At 65.2% G+C, this 19,340-nt stretch carries 22 protein-coding genes and 1 pseudogene; 22 read left to right on the top strand and 1 reads right to left on the bottom strand.

Annotated elements, in window-relative coordinates:
- Positions 1-126: 126 nt before the first annotated feature.
- The 17 genes and pseudogenes from ABU113_RS15695 to ABU113_RS15615 all read left to right on the top strand — a co-directional run bounded on the left by ABU113_RS15695 (position 127) and on the right by ABU113_RS15615 (position 11,908).
- Complete coding sequence (locus tag ABU113_RS15695) at positions 127-549, top strand: hypothetical protein (protein ID WP_454560444.1); 423 nt, start codon at positions 127-129, stop codon at positions 547-549.
- Positions 550-718: 169 nt separating this feature from the next.
- Positions 719-985, top strand: a complete 267-nt coding sequence (locus ABU113_RS15690; RefSeq protein WP_454560443.1) for an HNH endonuclease — start codon at positions 719-721, stop codon at positions 983-985.
- A gap of 184 nt (positions 986-1,169) precedes the next feature.
- Complete coding sequence (locus tag ABU113_RS15685; protein ID WP_454560442.1) at positions 1,170-1,535, top strand: hypothetical protein; 366 nt, start codon at positions 1,170-1,172, stop codon at positions 1,533-1,535.
- Positions 1,536-1,570: 35 nt separating this feature from the next.
- The gene (locus ABU113_RS15680; protein WP_454560441.1) at positions 1,571-2,812 is read left to right on the top strand and encodes a site-specific DNA-methyltransferase; all 1,242 of its coding nucleotides are present in this window, start codon (positions 1,571-1,573) and stop codon (positions 2,810-2,812) included.
- Positions 2,813-2,825: 13 nt separating this feature from the next.
- Positions 2,826-3,359, top strand: a pseudogene (locus ABU113_RS15675) (DNA cytosine methyltransferase); the annotation flags it as partial.
- A gap of 211 nt (positions 3,360-3,570) precedes the next feature.
- On the top strand, positions 3,571-3,930 hold the full coding sequence (locus ABU113_RS15670) for a hypothetical protein (protein WP_454560445.1): 360 nt from the start codon (positions 3,571-3,573) through the stop codon (positions 3,928-3,930).
- Between the two features lie 3 nt (positions 3,931-3,933).
- Positions 3,934-4,416: a phage terminase small subunit P27 family gene (locus ABU113_RS15665; protein WP_454560440.1), complete on the top strand. Its 483-nt coding sequence runs from the start codon at positions 3,934-3,936 to the stop codon at positions 4,414-4,416.
- Between the two features lie 58 nt (positions 4,417-4,474).
- Entirely contained in the window at positions 4,475-6,166 is a 1,692-nt protein-coding gene (locus ABU113_RS15660) for a terminase large subunit (RefSeq protein WP_454560439.1), read from the top strand.
- Positions 6,163-7,410: a phage portal protein gene (locus ABU113_RS15655; RefSeq protein ID WP_454560438.1), complete on the top strand. Its 1,248-nt coding sequence runs from the start codon at positions 6,163-6,165 to the stop codon at positions 7,408-7,410. Before ABU113_RS15660 ends, ABU113_RS15655 begins: the two co-directional genes overlap by 4 nt.
- Positions 7,407-8,066 carry an HK97 family phage prohead protease gene (locus tag ABU113_RS15650; RefSeq protein ID WP_454560437.1) on the top strand — a complete coding sequence of 220 codons (660 nt, stop codon included), beginning with the start codon at positions 7,407-7,409 and terminating at the stop codon, positions 8,064-8,066. The genes ABU113_RS15655 and ABU113_RS15650 overlap by 4 nt, the downstream gene beginning before the upstream one ends.
- 24 nt (positions 8,067-8,090) lie before the next feature.
- The gene (locus ABU113_RS15645; RefSeq protein WP_454560436.1) at positions 8,091-9,323 is read left to right on the top strand and encodes a phage major capsid protein; all 1,233 of its coding nucleotides are present in this window, start codon (positions 8,091-8,093) and stop codon (positions 9,321-9,323) included.
- Between the two features lie 54 nt (positions 9,324-9,377).
- Positions 9,378-9,578: a hypothetical protein gene (locus ABU113_RS15640; RefSeq protein WP_454560435.1), complete on the top strand. Its 201-nt coding sequence runs from the start codon at positions 9,378-9,380 to the stop codon at positions 9,576-9,578.
- Entirely contained in the window at positions 9,578-10,120 is a 543-nt protein-coding gene (locus tag ABU113_RS15635; protein WP_454560434.1) for a head-tail connector protein, read from the top strand. The genes ABU113_RS15640 and ABU113_RS15635 overlap by 1 nt, the downstream gene beginning before the upstream one ends.
- On the top strand, positions 10,111-10,458 hold the full coding sequence (locus ABU113_RS15630) for a phage head closure protein (protein ID WP_454560433.1): 348 nt from the start codon (positions 10,111-10,113) through the stop codon (positions 10,456-10,458). Before ABU113_RS15635 ends, ABU113_RS15630 begins: the two co-directional genes overlap by 10 nt.
- Positions 10,455-11,018 (top strand): HK97-gp10 family putative phage morphogenesis protein, encoded by a 564-nt coding sequence (locus tag ABU113_RS15625; RefSeq protein ID WP_454560432.1) that lies wholly within the window; start codon positions 10,455-10,457, stop codon positions 11,016-11,018. The genes ABU113_RS15630 and ABU113_RS15625 overlap by 4 nt, the downstream gene beginning before the upstream one ends.
- The gene (gp17, locus tag ABU113_RS15620; protein WP_454560431.1) at positions 11,015-11,434 is read left to right on the top strand and encodes a tail completion protein gp17; all 420 of its coding nucleotides are present in this window, start codon (positions 11,015-11,017) and stop codon (positions 11,432-11,434) included. The genes ABU113_RS15625 and gp17 overlap by 4 nt, the downstream gene beginning before the upstream one ends.
- Before the next feature lie 12 nt (positions 11,435-11,446).
- Positions 11,447-11,908 carry a hypothetical protein gene (locus ABU113_RS15615; RefSeq protein WP_454560430.1) on the top strand — a complete coding sequence of 154 codons (462 nt, stop codon included), beginning with the start codon at positions 11,447-11,449 and terminating at the stop codon, positions 11,906-11,908.
- Here ABU113_RS15615 and ABU113_RS15610 read toward each other — a convergent pair whose 3' ends face one another.
- Complete coding sequence (locus ABU113_RS15610) at positions 11,909-12,307, bottom strand: hypothetical protein (RefSeq protein WP_454560429.1); 399 nt, start codon at positions 12,305-12,307, stop codon at positions 11,909-11,911.
- On the opposite strand from ABU113_RS15610, the gene ABU113_RS15605 reads away from it, so the two are divergent.
- From ABU113_RS15605 to ABU113_RS15585, 5 genes are all read left to right on the top strand, one after another.
- Complete coding sequence (locus ABU113_RS15605; protein WP_454560428.1) at positions 12,297-12,713, top strand: hypothetical protein; 417 nt, start codon at positions 12,297-12,299, stop codon at positions 12,711-12,713. The two genes, ABU113_RS15610 and ABU113_RS15605, sit on opposite strands and share 11 nt — an antisense overlap.
- Before the next feature lie 104 nt (positions 12,714-12,817).
- A complete protein-coding gene (locus tag ABU113_RS15600; protein WP_454560427.1) occupies positions 12,818-13,195 on the top strand; it encodes a hypothetical protein in 378 nt (125 codons plus the stop codon).
- Positions 13,165-17,307: a phage tail length tape measure family protein gene (locus ABU113_RS15595; RefSeq protein WP_454560426.1), complete on the top strand. Its 4,143-nt coding sequence runs from the start codon at positions 13,165-13,167 to the stop codon at positions 17,305-17,307. The genes ABU113_RS15600 and ABU113_RS15595 overlap by 31 nt, the downstream gene beginning before the upstream one ends.
- A complete protein-coding gene (locus ABU113_RS15590; RefSeq protein WP_454560425.1) occupies positions 17,304-18,197 on the top strand; it encodes a hypothetical protein in 894 nt (297 codons plus the stop codon). Before ABU113_RS15595 ends, ABU113_RS15590 begins: the two co-directional genes overlap by 4 nt.
- 33 nt (positions 18,198-18,230) lie before the next feature.
- Positions 18,231-19,331 carry a hypothetical protein gene (locus ABU113_RS15585; RefSeq protein WP_454560424.1) on the top strand — a complete coding sequence of 367 codons (1,101 nt, stop codon included), beginning with the start codon at positions 18,231-18,233 and terminating at the stop codon, positions 19,329-19,331.
- Positions 19,332-19,340: the final 9 nt, after the last annotated feature.

Below are 19,340 nucleotides of genomic sequence, written 5' to 3'. Positions count from 1 at the left end.
CCGGAGGTCTTCATCCCGGCATTCGCGCGGGCGGCCCTGCAACCCCAACCAGCGATGCCGCCCGCGCTGGCGCCACGACCATCATTGCACTAACAATCAAATTGGACCCGTCCGTGGGGGCCGATCATGGGCACGGCGCTTGGCCGGGTCGCCCTTGCGGGCAAGATCACAGCAGACCAATATGCGGCAGGCGAGATGTACGGTGAAATCATGGCCCGCAACCGTGCGGTCATGGGCCTGCCCATGGATCAGCCGCGCTCTGTCACAGCCCTGCTTATCAACGAGGGTATCTTCGGTGGTAGCGCGCCTGACCATGACCCGGACCTGGTCGAGAAGGTTCGTCGTCGCGCTGCCGCAGCAATCATGATGCTGCGCACAGCCGACCACGATGCGCCTGGTGCGGTTGGTCGCAAGCCCAGCCTCCTGGTTCATGCAGTGGTTTGCCACGAGGTCGAAGCATCGAACTGGTCGGCAGCGGACATCATCAACCTTGGCCATGGTCTGGATGCCTTGTGTCGCCTGTTTCGTATCGGCAGTGACAGTTCGTGATCAGATTTACTCGCCCATCAAGTGAAGTAACAAACTGAATCTATTGTATTATTGCTGAATTTCGCATTGACTGGACTTGCCCGATGCTGTAGGCCTTCCGAAATAGAGGATTGAGAACTGCGCCCGGAGCCCACCAGCTTCCGGGCGTTGTTCGTTTCAGGCGTTGCGCATGGCTGAACGGCAACGGGGACGTCGGGCAGTTGCGCAGCGTCTGCGACGATTACGGGCTGAACCGCTCTGCCGGGATTGCGCTGCCAAGGGTATCGTTCGCGAGGCAACCGTTCCCGATCACATCGTGCCGCTCACCAAGGGTGGCAGCGATGACGACAGCAACATCCGCTGCCTGTGCGCCGACTGCCACCAAGCCCGCACGGCCGAGCAGTTCGGGCTACGCCGGACGGTCGGCACCGGCCCCGATGGCTGGCCGATCGGCTGATCCCCCGGGGGGAGGTCAAAAGTCTGGGGCCTCGGGAGGGGAAACCGCGCCTGGCCCAAACTTTTCGCGCCCGCGAGTTAGCGACCGGGGGTGGAACCCGGGAAAGTGACGGAAAACCGTCTATTTGACTGGATAGTGCCTGCGAACAGAGCGTTAGTCGTCTTCGCCAACCACGGAGACTGACATGCCCAACTCGCACCTTCCGACCCGCAACGAAGCCTGGGGTTTTTACGGCTCGACTGCCGGGTTCACGGATGCAGAGGCAGCGTGGGGCATCGCTTTTCCGGCGGTTGCCAAGGCCACCGGTGCGACCCCTGAAGGGGTGCGGGACTTTCTCGACAGCCGCCACGGCCGCCACTTCGCCGACGACGTGCACAACGGGATCCACGCCGGCCTTGATCCCAAGGCGGCGATCGACGCCGCCATCGCCCGCTGGATGGGCTGGACCATCAGCCGCAACACCGCTCGCGAAACCGGCATTCCCAAGGGCCTGCCCTACCTGACGGGCTTTGTGACCCACTTTGCAATCGAGGCCGAACAGGCCGACTGACGGCGCCGACAGCGGCGCTCACCCAAAGGAGCGCCATGTCGCAAGATTGGCCGGCCCAGAACAGTGAGTTCTGGCCCATTGAAAAGATCACGCCCTACGCGCGCAATTCCCGCACCCACTCGGACGAACAGGTCGCGCAAATCGCGGCCTCGATCCGCGAATGGGGCTGGACCAACCCGGTGCTGGTCGACGAGGACGGCGGCCTGATCGCCGGTCACGGCCGCCTGCTGGCGGCGCGCAAGCTGGGCCTTACGCAGATCCCGACCATGGTCGCCAAGGGCTGGAGCGAGGCCCAGAAGAAGGCCTACGTCATCGCCGACAACAAGCTGGCGCTGAACGCCGGATGGGACCTCGAACTGCTCGCGGTCGAACTAGGTGACCTGCAGGGCTTCGACTTCGACCTGATGCTGACCGGTTTCTCGGACGACGAGTTGTCGAAGCTGCTGGCGGAGAAAACCGAGGGCCTGACTGATCCCGACGAAATTCCCGAGGTGCCAGTCGACCCAATTGCCAAGCCCGGCGATGTCTGGGTGCTTGGCAAGCACCGGCTGGTCTGCGGTGACAGCACCGATGCCGATATCGTCACAAAGGCCCTGAACGGCGTTTCTCCCCACCTGATGGTCACCGATCCGCCTTACGGCGTGGAATATGATCCGGCCTGGCGGGAGCAAGCAGGCGTCGCTGCCAGCGGCTCGGCCAAGGGCAAGGTTCTGAACGACGACAAGGCCGACTGGCGCGAGGCCTGGGCCCTGTTTCCGGGCGACGTCGCCTATGTCTGGCACGCCGGCCTGTTCGCCGGCGTGGTCGGCGACAGCCTTGCCGCCAGCGGCTTCCAGCTCCGCTCCCAGATCATCTGGGACAAGGGCCAATTGGTCCTCTCGCGCGGCGATTATCACTGGGAACATGAGCCCTGCTGGTACGCCGTGAAGAAGGGCGCCAAGGGGCACTGGGCTGGAGACCGTAAGCAGACGACCGTCTGGCACATTGCCAAGCCCAAGAAGAACGAGACGGGTCACGGCACCCAGAAGCCGGTCGAGTGCATGAAGCGCCCGATCGAGAACAATTCCAGCCCAGGCCAGGCTGTCTACGAGCCGTTTTCAGGCTCCGGTACCACGATCATTGCTGGCGAAATGACCGGCCGTTCGGTCCACGCGATCGAGCTGAATCCGGCCTACGTCGACGTGACAATCAAACGCTGGCAGGACTTTACCGGCCAGGCCGCCACCCTCGAAGCCGACGGGCGAACCTTCGCCGACGTCAGCGAACAACCGCGGTAACAACGTGCATGACATGGCTCTATCTCCCCCCGGATACGATCCGGGGCGCGTTGACGCATGCCTGCACGGCCTCTCCCTGTGCGCCGGTGCCGGCGGGCTCGACCTCGGGCTCCACATCGCCTGTCCCGGATACAGGACTGTGGGTTACGTCGAGCGGGAAGCCTTCGCAGCAGCCACTCTCGTGGCGCGGATGGCAGACAAGGCCTTGGATCCGGCACCTGTCTGGGACGACATTACCACCTTCGACGGCCGACCATGGCGCGGCCTCGTGGATATCCTCACTGCGGGCTACCCGTGCCAGCCATTCTCGGTTGCCGGGCGGCGCCTCGGCGAAGCTGATCCGCGCCATCTCTGGCCGCACGTTGCGCGCATCATCCGCGAGTGCGCCCCCCCGATCATCTTCCTCGAAAATGTCGCCAATCATCTGCGCCTCGGGTTTCCCGAAGTCGCCCGAGAGCTGGTCGGCATGGGCTACGTCGTTGCGGCAGGATTGTTTACGGCGGCGGAAGTCGGCGCACCGCACCGGCGCGAGCGCCTGTTCATCCTTGCAATGCGCGAAGATGACGATCTGGCCAACGCCGCAGACGGACAGCTTTCGCAGTCGCGGCGGCGAACGGAAGCACGAACTGGGTCTGGATCGCATGGCGCGGGACTGGCCGACACCGAAGGCGACTACGGGAGGACCGAACTCGAAACGCGCGGAACGGGGAGCCGGTGGCCCGGACCTGCAGGAGGTTGCGGCCCAGTGGCCGACGCCGATGGCCAGCGACGGGAGCAAACCGAGTGCGGGCAACCGCAGGACGGCGGACCTTACCCATGTGGCGGCTATATGGATGACCCCGACGGCCCGGGACTACAAGGATGGGTCGACCAGTCTTGCCAATGTGCCGGTGAACGGCCTGCTTGGCCGCCAGGTCCTGACGACACCGCCGCGTGGGACAGATACCTCGGATACGCGCCGGACCTTGAACCCGCTGTTCGTCGAGGCGCTGATGGGCTGGCCCACCGGGTGGACCGGCTTCGACTTTGCGGAAATGGAGTGGTCCCCCTGGTTGCGGCGCATGCGCTGCGAACTCTCGCGTCTCAGCTCGTCCGGCATCGGAGCAACCAAGGTATGACGGATGAAGCCCGGAACGAAACCCAAACCAACCCATCTGAAGCTGATCGAGGGTAATCGCGGCAAGCGACCGCTCAACCGCATGGAGGCCGCTGTACCTGCGGCACTGCCGGCACCGCCGCCCCATTTGACCGCCGATGCGCTCGAGGAATGGAACCGAGTTGCCCACTGGCTGCACCGGATCGGCCTCCTGTCCGAGGTCGATCGCGCGGCCCTCGCTGCCTACGCTCAGGCCTATGGCCGCTGGGTCCAGGCGGAGCGCGCGATCGCCAAGATGGCCGAGAAAGACCAGCTGACGGGCGGCCTGATGATCAAGACGTCCAACGGCAACGCCATCCAGAACCCGCTGGTCGGCACCGCCAACAAGGCCGCTGCGGACATGATGCGCTACGCCGCAGAATTCGGGATGACGCCCAGTGCCAGAAGCAGAATCTCAGCCGAGGCGACGTCGGAAGGCGCCGACCCAGCCGACCGCTTCTTCAGCTGACCGGACGACCGACTACGCCCGCGCGGTTGCTGCCGGGGAGATCATTGCCGGACCGCACGTGCGCAATGCCTGTCGCCGACACCTCGACGACCTCAAGCGCACCGACGGGATCCGGTTCGATCTCGAGGCTGCAAACCACGCCTTCGGGTTCTTCGAGGAGGTGCTGAAGCTCTCCGAAGGCCAGTTCGAGGGCCAGCCCTTCCGGCTGGAGCCAAGCCAGGCCTTCATCATCGGCAGCCTGTTCGGCTGGAAACGGGCTGACGGCCGCCGGCGGTTCCGCCGGGCCTACATCGAACAGGGCAAGGGTAACGGCAAATCGCCGGTCGCGGGCGGCATCGGCCTGTTCGGGATGACGGCGGCCGGTGAAGCCGGTGCCCAGATCTATGCCGCAGCCGCCAAACGCGAACAGGCGGGCATTCTCTTCGCCGACGCGGTGAAGATGGTCCGCCAGTCGCCGGCATTGGCGCGGCGGCTGGAATTCTCGGGCGGACCGGGGCGTGAATTCAATATCGCGCACCATGGTTCGGGATCGTTTTTTCGCCCAGTGTCGCGGGATACAGGCAAGACCGGTTCCGGACCGCGCCCCTATTTCGTGCTGGCGGACGAGATCCACGAGCTGCCTGACCGCTCGATCATCGAGATGCTGGAACGCGGCTTCAAGTTCCGCCGCGAACCGCTGCTGTTTATGATCACCAACTCGGGCTCCGACCGCAATTCGGTCGCATGGGAGGAACACGAACACGCGATCCGGGTGGCGGCCGGTAATCCCGATGCCGTGACCGACCCGACCTTTCTGGGTCAGGTCATCGACGACACCACGTTCAGCTATGTTTGTGCGCTCGACGAGGGCGACGATCCGCTGACCGACCCCAGCTGCTGGATCAAGGCGAACCCGCTGCTGGGCGTCACGATCACCGAGCAATACCTCTCGGAAGTCGTGGCCCAGGCCAAAGCCATCCCGGGGCAATTGAACGGCATCCTGCGACTTCACTTCTGCGTGTGGACCGATGCCGAGACCGCCTGGATGGCGCGGGCAACGCTTGAACCGCTGCTGGCGGAGTTCGAACCTAAGGCTGGACCACCCGTCTGGCTCGGGCTCGACCTCAGCCAGAACCGGGATTTGACCGCGCTGGCTGCCGTTCAGCGCAATGGCGAGAAAGACGGCAAACCCTGCTTTGACGCATGGGTCGAGGTCTGGACGCCGGGCGACACGCTGAGCGCACGCGTGCTGCGCGACAAGCAGCCCTACGACCTGTGGGTCGCAGACGGGTTCCTTAACGCCCCGGCCGGCGAGAACATCAGCTTTCGCCATGTGGCGCAGGCGCTGGCTGAGCTGGCGTCGGACTACCGGGTCGAGGCGGTCGCCTACGACCGCTACGCCTTCCGCCGGTTCGAGGAGGAAGTCGCCGAACTCGGGCTGGACCTCGCCTTTGTCGAGCACCCACAGGGCGGCACCAAGCGGGCCAAGCCCGCAGGCGAGATGACCGAAGGCCTCTGGATGCCGGGCTCGCTCCGGCATCTGGAAGAACTGATCCTTGAGGGCCGCATTCGGCTCAAACGCAATCCGGTCCTCATTTCCGCGATGATGTCGGCGGTCACCGAAACCGACCGGTGGGACAACAAGTGGCTCTCCAAGCAGCGGGCCATCAACAAGATCGACGCAGCCGTCGCGCTGTGCATGGCAGTGGGGGCAGCGATGGCAGGCGATACCTCCGGCTCCATCGACGATTGGCTGAAGAGCCTCGCATGAACCTCTTTCAAAAGGCGCTCGGCTACCTCGCGCGCTCCATTGGCCTCACTGATCCGCGGTTGGTGCAGCCCGCAGGTGGCCGCACGACCACGACCGGTGAACTGGTTTCGACCAGCTCGGTGCTGGGGCTCGCCTCGGCATGGGCCTGCGTCAACCTGCTGGCCGGCACAATCGCCTCGCTGCCGCTCATGGTCTACCGGACCAGGGGCGGCGCAAGGGCAGTCGCAACGGACCATCCACTCTACCGGATCCTGCATGACAGCCCGAACGCCGACCAGACCGCGGTCGATTTCTGGGAGTTCATCTGCGCCTGCATTGAGCTGAACGGCAATGCCTATGCCGAGATTATCCGGGGCAGCAATGGCCGGGTGGTGGCGCTCAGCGTCCCTATAGCCCCCGAGCTGATGACCGTGCGCCGTGTGCGCGACGGCAGCCTCGAATATGAGTGGTCCGACAATGGGGTGCGCTCGATCGTCGGCCAGGACAACATGCTCCACATCCGTGGCTTCGGGGGCAACCCGCTGGGCGGTCTCTCAACCCTCAGCTTCGGCCGCCAGACCTTCGGATTGGCTCAGGCGATCGAGCGAGCATCGGGCGACACCTTCCGCAACGGGGTGCGGCCCTCGGGGCTCCTCAAGACTGCCGACAGCCTGACTCTCGATCAGCGCAAGCAGGCCGAAGAACTGCTGCAGGAGAAGTTTGCGGGCGCGATCAATGCCGGGCGGCCAATGCTACTCGACCGGGGGATGGACTGGGTCCAGCTCTCGATCAGCCCGGAAGACGCGCAGATGCTGCAAAGCCGGGCCTTCTCGGTCGAGGAGGCCTGCCGCTTTTTCGGTGTGCCGCCCTTCATGGTTGGTCACACCGAGAAGACCACCAGCTGGGGCACGGGGCTCGAACAACAGACCCTGGGCTTCCAGAAGTTCACGCTGCGGCGGCGCCTGAAACGTATCGAACAGGCGCTCGCCAAGCAGTTGCTCTCGCCAGCCGACCGGCAGGCGGGCCTTGTTATCGAGTTCAACCTTGAAGGTCTGTTGCGCGGTGACAGCGCGGCGCGTGCCTCCTTTTACCAGTCGATGCTGGGAAGCGGCGTGATGACCATCAACGAGGTCCGCGCCCTTGAGAACCTGCCGCCCGTCGAAGGCGGCGATGTCCCCCGCATGCAGATGCAGAACGTGCCCATCAGCCAGGCAGGATTGCTGCCGCCAACCGGAGCGAATGCCCCATCGGAGCCCCCTAAATGAAACATCTCACCCTGACCCTCAAATCCAGTGATCTTCAGGACACCGGGCAGTTCGAGGGCTACGCCTCGACCTTCGGCAATGTCGACCAGGGCGGCGATCTCATCGAACCGGGCGCTTTCCGGGAGAGCGTCGCCAAGGCCCGCGCCGAAGGCTGGGGCATTCCGATGCTCTGGCAGCACGACCAGCGCGAGCCGATCGGCGTCTGGCGTGATATCTTCGAAGATGACCGCGGCCTGTTCGTTCGCGGTCAGCTGATCCTCGACGGCGATCCCGTCGCCCAGCGGGCCTATGGCAAGCTTAAGCACGGTGCGCTTGGAGGCCTCTCGATCGGCTACACCATCCCCAAGGGCGGTGCCGCACCCGACCCCTACAAGGCCGGCGTGCTGCGCCTCAAGAAGATCGATCTTCGCGAAATCAGCCTCGTCACCATGCCCATGAACACCGAGGCCAAGGTGACGGCGGTTAAGACCGTTACGGACGGGCAGATCCTGCCGTCGCTCCCAGATTTTGAGAATTTCCTGCGCGAGGCAGGGTTCTCGAAAAGCCAGGCCACCGCAATCGCGGGCAAAGGCCTCAAATCGCTGCTCCGGAGTGAGTCCGGCAGTGAGTCCACAACCGACTTCCTGTCGGCTCTCGCTGCGCAAATCCGCAGCTGACCCCACCTCCTACGGAGCAATCCCATGACTGAGACCAAGAGCGCCGATCAGTTGGCGCAAGAAGTGAAGGCTGCGTTCGATACGCGCCATGACCAAGTAAAAGCCATCGCTGAAGAGGCGCTGGGCAAGGCTGCCAAGGGTGAAGAGCTCTCGGCCGCGACCAAGCAACTGGCCGACGAGGCGCTGACCGCGCTGAATGAAGCCAAGGCCCGCCTCGACGAGGTCGAGCAGAAGCTCGCCCGCAAGAAGCAGGATGACGAACGCTCCGACTATCGCACCATCGGTGAACGCGTCGTTTCGTCCGACTCGATCAAGCCCTTTCTGAACAGCAAGACCGCCCGTGGCCGCGCCAGTGTCGAGGTCAAGGCGATCGTCTCTGCCCTTACGACCGATGCCAATGGCTCGGCCGGCGACCTCATCGTGCCCGATCGTCAGCCGGGGATCATCACCCCTGGCCAGCGCCGCTTGACGGTCCGCGACCTGCTGACCCCGGGCCGCACCAACAGCAACGCCGTCCAGTATGTGAAGGAAACCGGCTTCACCAATGCAGCGGCCACCGTTTCGGAAACCGCCGGTGCCACCAAGCCGCAGACCGACATCAAGTTCGATGTCGTGACCAGCAGCGTCACCACGATCGCCCACTGGGTTCTGGCAACGCGCCAGATCCTTGACGACGTGCCGATGCTGCAGTCCTACATCGACGGCCGCCTGACCTATGGCCTGGCGCTCGTTGAAGAGAACCAGCTGCTGAACGGCGGCGGCACCGGCACCGATCTGCATGGCGTCTACACCCAGGCCACCGCCTTTGCGCCGCCGATCACGATCCCGGCGCCTGTCACCCGCATCGATGTCCTGCGCCTCGCCATGCTGCAGACGGCTCTTTCCGAGCTGATGTCGACGGGCGTCGTGCTGCATCCGTCGGACTGGGCGGCGATCGAACTGCTCAAGGACACCACCGGCCAGTTCATCATCGGCAATCCGCAGGGCAACCTCTCGCCGACTCTCTGGGGCCAGCCGGTGGTTGCAACGCAGTCGATGGCGACGGGCAAGTTCCTGACCGGCGCCTTCCAGCTGGGGGCACAGATCTTCGACCGCATGGACGCCATGGTCGAGATCTCGACCGAGGACGACCAGAACTTCCGCAAGAACCTGGTGACGGTCCTGGCCGAAGAGCGTCTCGCGCTCGCGGTCTACCGCCCGGAGGCTTTCGTGAAGGGCGACTTCGCTGCCGCTGCCACCGCGGCAACGGCTGCGTGATGTTGCAGGGGCCGGCTCCTTCCGGCCCCTCTCATCCAACGGAAGGGATAACCCATGATCCTCAAAGCCCTTGATACCCTGCACATCAGCTCGGTCAGTTCCAACAACATCCTTGCCGGTCAGAGCTTCGAGCTCGACGATCATTTTGGCCGACAGCTGATCGAACGCGGGCTTGCTGTTGAGGCCGGCGGAAGTGAACCGGCCCCTGCTGTCACCCGCAAATCCGGCTCCACGCACCGCACCAAGGCGGAATAATGTCCGAGATTGTAACGATCGAGCCGCCCCAGGACCGTCCCGTGACGCTTGAGGAAGCACGCCAGCAGCTGCGTCTCGATGCCCATGACGAGGACATGCTGCTGGCCATCCACCTTGATGCGGCCCAGGCCGAGCTTGAATGGCTCGCCGATCTGCGGGTGTGTCCGCAGACGCTGGCCATGGTGCTGGACGCCTGGCCCGATAAAATCACCGTGCCGGTCCGGCCGGTGACGATTGCGGCCATCACCTATACTGCCGCCAACGGTGCGACGGTCACCTTGCCCGAGGCCGACTATGTTGCCCGGGCGCGCCATGGCTTCATGCGGATCCGGCCAGCTGCCGGCACATCATGGCCCACGCTGGCACCCGACGGCCAGATCACCATCACCCTGTCGGCAGGTTTTGCCGAAGGTCATTCCGATCTGGCGATCGCCCGGGCCGCGATCCTCGTGAAGACCGCCTCCCTGTTCGAGAACCGTGAGGGTGCGACCTGTCTGGCCTTCGACACCCTCGTCAACCAACTGGCCGCGCGATGGGTCTAGCATCCCGGCTCGACACCCGGATCCGGATCGAGCGCAAATCCGTCACCTCTGACCCTCTGTATGGTACCGAAGCCGTCACCTGGGTGGAATTCGCCACGGTCTGGGCAGAGGTGCAGGACGTCCTGCCGAGCCGGGCCGAGCGTCTGGCCGACAGCATTGTCATCGCCAACCGGCCTGCGCGCATCCGCATGCGCCATCTCGCCGGGGTCACCCCAGACATGCGGGTGATCATCGGGACCCGCGTCCTGCAGATCGTGTCCGGTCCAGCCGAAATCGGCCGCCGCGAAGGCATCGAGCTCATTGTCGAACAGCACAGCAGCGAAGAAGCCGCGCCATGATGATCCGGCTCAAGGGCGGCCCTGAACTGCTGCGCCTGCTCGACGAACTGCCCAAGAACCTCGAGCGCAACGTCATCCGCGGCGGGCTGCGCGCCGGAGCCAAGGTGATCCAGCAGCAGGCCAAGGCCAATGTTCCTGTAAAGACTGGCCAACTCAAGCGGGCGATCGGCATCGGCACCCGCACAAATGGCAACCGGCTCAGCTCCTACGTCAAGCTGCGCGGGTCCGGCTCCTATCTCGGCCTGTTCATCGAATATGGCGTCGCGCCGCACCTCATCTCGGTCGCCGAGGCCGACAAGCCCGTGCGCAATACCCGTCGTGGCCCCCGAAAGGTCAGCATTGGCACGATCAACAAGATGGTGAAGCGCGGCAGCCTGAAGATCGGCGAGAACTTCGTCGGCCCCACAGTCATGCATCCCGGCCACGCGGCCAAGCCATTCCTGCGCCCTGCGCTGGACCAGAAAGCCGAGGAAGCCGTCAACGCCATGGGCGCTTACATCGCGCACCGAGTCCAGATCGGGAACCTGAAGGCGCCCAGCCTCGAGGTCGATGACGAATGAACGGGGTCATTGTGGTCCGTTCGCTCCTGGTGGCTGACACCGGAGTGACGGCGCTTGTGCCCGCAGTGCGGATTGGCGCTGGAATGCTGGCGCAGGGCACCTCGCTCCCGGCGATCTCGCTCATGTCGGTCAGCAGCACCGACCGCAATATCCATGCGCCCGGCCCGAAACGCAGGGTGACCGAGCGTGTGCAGGTGACGGTGCTCGCCGCCAGCTATCCGGCTGCCAAGGCCGTTATGCGCGCAGCCCGGGCAGCAGCGGCGGACCGCATGCCCGCAATCGACGGGCTCACCGACGTCACCGTCCACACCGACTCCGCCGGACCAGACTTCCTCGACGAGGAGACCGGCATCCACATGCAGACGCAAGATTTCCGCGTCTCATTCAACGAGGCACGGCTAGCCTCACCTTCATAAGGACCAGCTAATATGACCGTTCGGACTTCCGCCGGCACCACCCTGAAGGTGTCGGCCTCCATTCCTGCGACTTTCGATCCCACTGGCTACAACGCCCTGACCATGACGCTGGTTGGTGAAGTGTCGGACCTCGGCGAGTTCGGCCGCGAGTTCAACCTCGTCACCTTCAACCCTGTCGGCAGCCGCGGCGTCGTCAAGAAGAAGGGCAGCTTCAACCAGGGCACCATGACGATCCAGATGGGCCTCGATACCGACGATGCCGGTCAGATCCTGCTGAAATCGGCTTCGACCTCGGACAGCGACCACAGCTTCTGCGTCACCACCCAGAACGGCGACAAGTACTACTTCCAGGCGCAGGTCATGAGCTTCAAGGTCAATGTCGGATCGGTCGATCAGATCACCACCGCCACCGTGACGCTGGAACTGACCACGAACTCGGCCGGTATCGGTGTGGTCGAGGTGCTGGCGCCTTAATCAGCCGTTTGACGTTGATGTTGGCACGGCCACACGGAACTCTCCGCACCAGGCCGATCCCTCGGTCATCGGCCAACCCTCGTAACTCGGCGGAAACCGACGGCACAGCCCGAGCACATGGCCATCTTCATCGGGCACGGCCTCCCAGAAATGGCAGTCGGCGCATCGCGGTGACGGTACTGTTGCCGCCAGCGCGCCAAGCAGCTCTGCGCGGGCCGAAGCCACAGCCGCCGGGTTCGGCCGGTCGACATGGGCAAAGGCAACATCACGAAATCGCCAGGCCACCTGCGCGGCCCTGTGCACTGCCGGCCAGTCTGCCGGCAATCCAGCCTCTTTGGGCTTCTGCCCCTGTTCTTCGTCACCCATCATCAGCCAAGGGATAGCTTTCATGTTCGACATTACCAAGCTCGCCGCCGCCGACACCTCCACCGTCGAACTGGTCGGTGGCGACGACGCACCGCTGCATGACGCGGACGGCAACCGCCTCTCGATCACCGTCTATGGCCCGGGCACGCGGATCTACCAGCGCGCCCAGGCCCGCCAGCAGAACCTGCTGGTCGACAAGATCAAGAAGCGCGGGAAGATGGACCAGACGGCCGAGGAAAAGCTTGCCGAACAGGCCGAGTTCCTCGCTGCCTGCACGGTCAGCTTCAACCATTTCACCTATCCACCGGCCGAAGGGCTGGAAGGCGCCGCCCTGTTCCGCAAGGCCTACGAGGATCCCTCGATCGGCTTCATCGCGGCCCAGGTCGCGGCCCACATCAATGACTGGGCAAATTTTACGACGAGCTCGGCCGCGAGCTGAGCCTCTATGTCCGGCAGCTGGCCTGGCTCGGCACCGTGCCCAAGCCGCGCCAGTCCGGAAGCAAGACGCCTGACGATCCTGACCCGCAGACCCGCCTCCAGCGCATGACGGCGGACGGCATTGTCCCTGACATGCCGCCGGTCCGGGCCCCATGGATCATCGATACCCTGATGGACATTGGCGCATCCGAACCCGGTGCCATGGGGCCGGTGCCGTTGTCATGGGGCACCATCGCCCATTGGCAGTCGTGCATGGGCGTTGACCTCGCGCCCTGGCTCTGCCGGCTGCTCCGCCGTCTCTCGGTCGAGTTCGTCACCGAAAGCCAGAATGCACAGCTGCCCGATTGCCCGCCGCCCTGGACCGACATTGCCGAAGGTCACAACCGCACCACCATCTCCCGGAAAGTCTCCCAGGCCTTCCGGGCGCTGATCCGCTCGAAGGAGGATGTCCCATGCGCGCCGGCACCCTCGAAATCGAGATGATTACCAATGTTGCCCGTCTCCAGAAGGAGATGGCCGACATGAAGCGCGCGGTTGGCGGCGCCATGGGCGATATCGCGGCGACCGCCGGGCGCGCAGACCGGGCCATCGAGGCAGTCGGGACGCGCGGCATCACCCGGATGGGCGGTTCTGCAAAGCTGGCCGGTCACCAGATGCAGAACCTCGTCTACCAGCTGAATGACGTGGTGGTGAGCCTGGCATCGGGCCAGAAGCCCATGACCGTGTTCATGCAGCAGGGCTCGCAGATCGGGCAGATCGCCATGCAGGCCGGTGTCGGCATCGGCGGCATGGCCCGGGCGGTGTTGGGGCTCGCTGCCAGTGCGGCAGCTGCCGCGCTCACCAATCCCTATTTGCTGGCCGCGGCCGCCGCTGCCGGCATCGCCTTCGGCGCGTTCAAACTGTTCCAGTCGAGCGTGAAGCAGTCGGGGGAACTCGACCGTTATGCCCAGAGCCTTGGCCTTACCGCCAAGGAGATGGAGAAGCTGGGCCCGGTCGGGATCACGGCCGGCGACGTCATGCGCGGGCTGTGGCGCACGATCAGCGACGGACTCAATCTTGGCCCGGTGTTCTCCTCCCTCAAGGACTGGGCCGTCTGGGCGTTCCAGAAGGTGCTCGAGGTCGGCAAGTTCAGCATCGCGGTGATCTATGCCGGCTGGGTCGGCGGGTTCAGCGCGATCCGCACTGTCTGGCAAGCGCTCCCGGGCGTGATCGGTGAGGCCGCCGTTGGCGCGGCCAATCTCGCCATCAGCGGGATCGAGTATCTCGCCAACAAGGCCATCGCCGCGCTCAACTGGCTGGCAAGCTGGGTCAACCCGGTGCTTGACCGGGTGGGCCTTGCCACCATCAGCCAGATCGAGACGGTCGCCCTCCCGCGCATGGAAAACAGCTTTGCCGGATCGACCGCCCGCATGGGGGCGACCGTGCGCGACGAGTTCACCTCGGCCTTTGGTGACGCCATGGGCATGATGGATGCATTCTCGGCCCAGTGGCGCGAGAACACCCTGCAAGCCGCCCGCGATCGGCTCGCCGCCGACGCTGCCGGGATCCGCGCTGATCGCTCGGACCGGGCGGGCCGCGCTGGGTCTGGCCGCAACAGCCGCGAGGAAAGCGAAGCCGAGCGCGCCCTGCAGGCAGCGCAGGAGTTCGCCGCCAACCTGGCGCTGGAAACCGCGAAGATCGGCAAGACGCCGATCGAGATCAAGCGGATGGAAGTCGCCATGGCGGCGCTCAAGGCCCCGACCGACGCCGCGCGCATTGCCATTCTCGAAGCTGGCGAGGCCTGGGAGCAGGCCACCCGCGCCTTCGCGACCTCGGAATTCCTGCGCCAGACCGTCGCTCCGCTCGAACTGCAGCTCTCGCTGCTGGGCCAGTCGGCCCGCGCGCAGGCGCTGGCCAACCTCGAAGCCGAGCGCGAGCAGATCGTGCTCGAGCGCGGGGTCGAGGCGTGGGAACGCTATCGCGCGGCGCGCACCCAGCTGATCGAGCATGATTTCGGCCTGAAGGAACAGGAGCAGTATCTCGATACGCTCCAGGAAATGGCGGACCAGACCCAGACTGCGGCGCAGGGCATGGCCGAAGCTTTCGGCAGTGTCGGCGGTGCGATCGGCGCGGTTGCGGCCGAGTTTGCCCGCTATGCTGCGGACCAGGAGGTTGCCACCCAGCGCATCGCCGAGGCCGAGCGCGAATATGGTCGGGCTTCGTTCCAGTATGCGGCTGCGCGTGCTGCGCAGGCGGCTGCGGAGATCAACCACTACGGCAATCTCGCCAGCGCCGCGAAGGGCTTCTTCAAGGCAGGGTCCAAGGGGTTCCAGGCGCTGGAAGCAACCGAGAAGGCCTTCCGGGCCTATGAGCTGGCCGTCGCGATCAAAAACGCCGCGGTTAAGATTGGTCTGATCGGGGCGCAGACGACTGCCAAGGTCGCCTCGGACACCGCCATGGCCGCGTCCGATACGGCCCGGGCCGGTGTCGAACAGGGCAACTCGATCATCACCACCGGCATCAAGGCGGTCGAGGCTGTCGTGAACGCCATCCGTTCGCTGCCGTTCCCGCTCAACATCGCGGCTGGCGCGGTCACGGCCGGGGTCATCGCTTCGCTGGGCGTTGCGATCGGCGGCGCCTTTGGCGGCGGCGGGCCCAAGCTGGACCCTGCCAATGACGGGACCGGCACGGTGTTCGGCGATGCGGAAGCCAAGTCCGAGAGCATTACCAAAGCCATCGATCACCTGCGCGAGGTCGACACCCTGACCATGCGCTATTCGGCGGCCATGCTGGCGTCGCTGCGCAGCATCGAGGCCAATATCGGCGGGCTCACCAATCTCATCATCCGCACCAATGGCGCCGAGGATCTCGCTGCCGGCGTGCAGACCGGGTTCAAGCCGACCGGCGTCACCGCCATCCTGGGCGGTGCGATGCAGAAAGTCGGATCAGTCCTCGACAAGATCCCGGTGATCGGCGGCATCCTGGGCGGTGTCGTAGGCGCGATCGGCAAGCTGATCGGTTCGCTGTTCGGCACCAAGACCACCATCACCGGCCAGGGTATTTATGGCGGTGCCCAGTCGCTCGGCGGCATCATAGCCGGCGGGTTCCAGGGGCAGTATTACACCGACATCCAGAAAAAGAAGAAGTTCCTCGGGATCACGACCAGCACCCGCTACAGCACGCAATATTCCGAGGCGAGTGCCGAACTGGAACGTCAGTTCTCGCTGATCTTCACCGGGTTCTACGATGCCATCTCGGCCGCTGCCGGCCCGCTCGGCCTGTCGCTCGACGAGGTGCAGGCCCGGCTCGACAGCTTCGTCATCAACATCGGCAAGATCGACCTGAAGGGCCTGACCGGCGCGCAGATCCAGGAGAAGCTGGCGGCCGTGTTCGGCGCCGCGGCCGACAATCTCGCCCGTTACGCCATTGCCGGGCTCGACCAGTTCCAGAAGGTTGGCGAAGGCTATTTCGAGACGCTGATCCGCGTTGCCTCCAGCGTTGAAGCGGTCACCAGCGCGATGACCATGCTGGGGCGCTCGACCAACCTGACGATCGCCGCCTCGATGGACCTGGTCGAGCTGTTCGGCACGGTCAGCGACATGACCGCGGCGACCGGCGAATATTTTTCGCTCTACTACACCGGCACCGAACAGGCCGCCGCGCGCACGGCGCAGATGACCGCTGCGCTCGCCAGCATGGGGCTGGCCATGCCCGACAGTATCGCGGGCTTCCGTGCACTGGTGGAAGCCCAGGACCTCACCACCGAGGCCGGGCGCGCGGCCTATGTCGCCCTGATCCAGCTGGCCCCGGCGTTCGCGGACCTGGTGGGCGCAGCACAGGATGCGGCCAGCGCAGCCGCCATTACTGACGAAGGCTTGTCGCTCGAGCGCCGCCTGCTGGAATTGCAGGGCGATACCGCGGCGCTGCGGGCGCTCGACCTTGCCCAGCTCGACGCCTCCAACCGTGCGCTGCAGCAGCAGATCTGGGCGCTCGAGGACCAGCGGCAGGCAGCCGAAGCGGCAGCCAGCGCCGCGGAGAAACTGCGCTCGGCCTGGGCGGCGATCACCGATGGACTGATTGCGGAGATCAAGCGGATCCGGGGTGTGATGGAGACCGGCCCCCAAAGTTACGCCCGCGCGCTCGCCGCGTTCGACAATGCCTCGATGCTGGCGCGCGGTGGGGACCAGGAAGCCGCCAAGGCGCTGCCGGGTCTCAGCCAGGCGCTGCTGTCGGTTGCTGCGAATACCGCCCGGTCGTCCGAGGATCTCGCGCGCCTGCAGGGCCTGACGGCGGCCAGTCTGGAACAGACGCTGGCGATCATCACCCAGGCCGCCGGGAGCGGCACGGCCACCGATGCAGGCGCGGCCGCATCCAGCGCGCCCGGCTGGTGGGAGCAGTTCGCCGCCAACCAGATGGGCACAGCGACCAATCCGGCCAACGACGGCCAGTCGGCGCTGCTCGATGAAGTGCGGGCGCTGCGGCAGGAAGTGGCGGACCTGCGCGGTGAACAGCGCATTGCCTCGGCCACGATCGCCTCGGGCACCACCAAGACGGCGCGGATCCTCGAGCGGGTGACTCCGGATGGCGACGCCCTGTCGGTGAGGACTGCCGCATGAAGCTGATCCGCCCGATCGAGATCAGCGACGCCATGCTGTCGAGCAGCACGGTTGCCGAGAATGATCATCCCGCCTGGAATGCCGGCACGGCCTACGTGACCGGCAACCGGGTGATCCTCGCCTCGACCCACCGGCGCTACGAGGCGCTGGGTGCCTCGACCGGGGTTAACCCGGCGACCGATCCAACGAAGTGGCTGGACCTTGGTCCCACCAACCGCTGGGCGATGTTCGATGCGCGGGTCGGCACGGCAACCACAAGAACCGCTTCGCTCCAGGCCGTGCTGGCGCCGGGTGCCATTGATGCCGTGGCGCTGATCGACACCGATGCCGAAAGCGCCACCGTCACGCTCAGTGTCGGCGGGGTCACCAACTACAGCCGCACCCAGAGCTTCAACCTCGGCGGCAACGCCATCGACAACTGGTTCTCCTGGTTCTTCGAGCCCATCGGCCGCAAATCGAGCCTGCTGTTCCTCGATGTGCCGGTTTACGCCAATGGCGTCGTCACCGTCACCATCGTCCGCGACAACCCGGCCGATATCGTGTCGTGCGGGTCGTTGCTGCTGGGGCGACAACTGTCGTTGGGGGACACCGAGCACGGCGTAGACATCGGCATCATCGATTACAGCCGCAAGGAAGCCGACCAGTTCGGCGTGGTCTCGGTTGTGGAGCGGGCCTTTGCCAAGCGCATGACCGCCCGGGTCGTCATGCCGACCGATGCGGTCGACGACGTGCATCGCAACCTTGCGGCGCTCCGCGCCACCCCGGTCCTCTGGATCGGATCCGAGACCTTCGAGAGCCTGACCGTCTACGGTTTCTACAAGGAGTTCTCGATCGACCTTGCCTACCCGACGGTCAGCTACTGCAGCCTGACCATCGAGGGGCTCACCTGATCTTTCTGGCGTAATCCTCCCAAGGGAGCTCCCATGCCCATCACTGCCCTGCCAACGCCGCCGTCCCGGACGGATGCGGCGAACTTCAACGTGCGCGCCGAAGCCTTCCTCGGCGCGCTGCCGACGTTCGTGACCCAGGCCAATGCGCTCGCCACCGAGACCAACGGCTATGCCGCGAGCGCGGCGGCCAGCGCCGCGACGGCCGTCAACGCGCCGGGCACCAATGCCACCAGCACGACCAGCCTTGCGATCGGCACGGGCTCAAAGTCGCTGACGGTCCAGACCGGCAAGGCCTTTGTCGTCGGCCAGTGGGTGACGATCACCAGCACGGCGTCGCCGGCCAACTGGATGCACGGCCAGATCACGGCCTATACCAGCGGTAGCGGCGCGCTCGTCGTCAATGTCGGCATGACCGGCGGCAGCGGAACGATCGCAGCCTGGACGGTGGCGCTGGCCGCGCCTTCGCAGGGCACCAATGCGCTGCTGGCCACCGGCAGCTATGCCGATCCTGCGTGGATCACATCGCTGGCCGCCACGAAACTCACCGGCTCCATCGGCATCGCCAGTGGCGGTACCGGCGCCCCGGATGCGGCGACGGCGCGCACCAACCTTGGTCTTGCCATCGGTACCGACGTCCAGGCGTATAATGTGACGCTGACCTCCTGGGCCGGCAAAGCCGTGCCTTCTGGCGTGGTGGTCGGCACCACCGATACGCAGACGCTCACCAACAAGACGTTGACCAGCCCGACGATCAATGGCGGTGCGCTCAATGCCGCATCCACGGTCAGCGACAGCGGCACGATTGCTACTACCAGCATGGGCTTCCGGGGCATTCCCCAGAACAGCAAGACTGCGGCCTACACGCTGGCGCTGACCGACAATGGTAAGCACATCAGCATCACCACTGGCGGCATCGTCATTCCGGCAAACGCCTCGGTCGCGTTTCCGATCGGCGCGACGATCGCCATCTACAACAACAGCGCCACAGTTCAGACCATATCGATAACCACCGATACGCTGCGCCAGGCAGGCACCGCCAACACCGGAACCCGCAATCTCGAGGGCTATGGGCTGGCGACACTGGTCAAGGTCGCGGCGACCACCTGGGTCATCACCGGGGCGGGTCTCAACTGATGGCCGGCG

This window comes from Parapedomonas caeni, assembly GCF_041060555.1.
In the GTDB taxonomy this organism is placed as follows: domain Bacteria; phylum Pseudomonadota; class Alphaproteobacteria; order Sphingomonadales; family Sphingomonadaceae; genus CAUJIW01.
The sequence above is the reverse complement of the archived record's forward strand: the minus strand, read 5'-3'. Positions and strand labels throughout refer to the sequence as shown.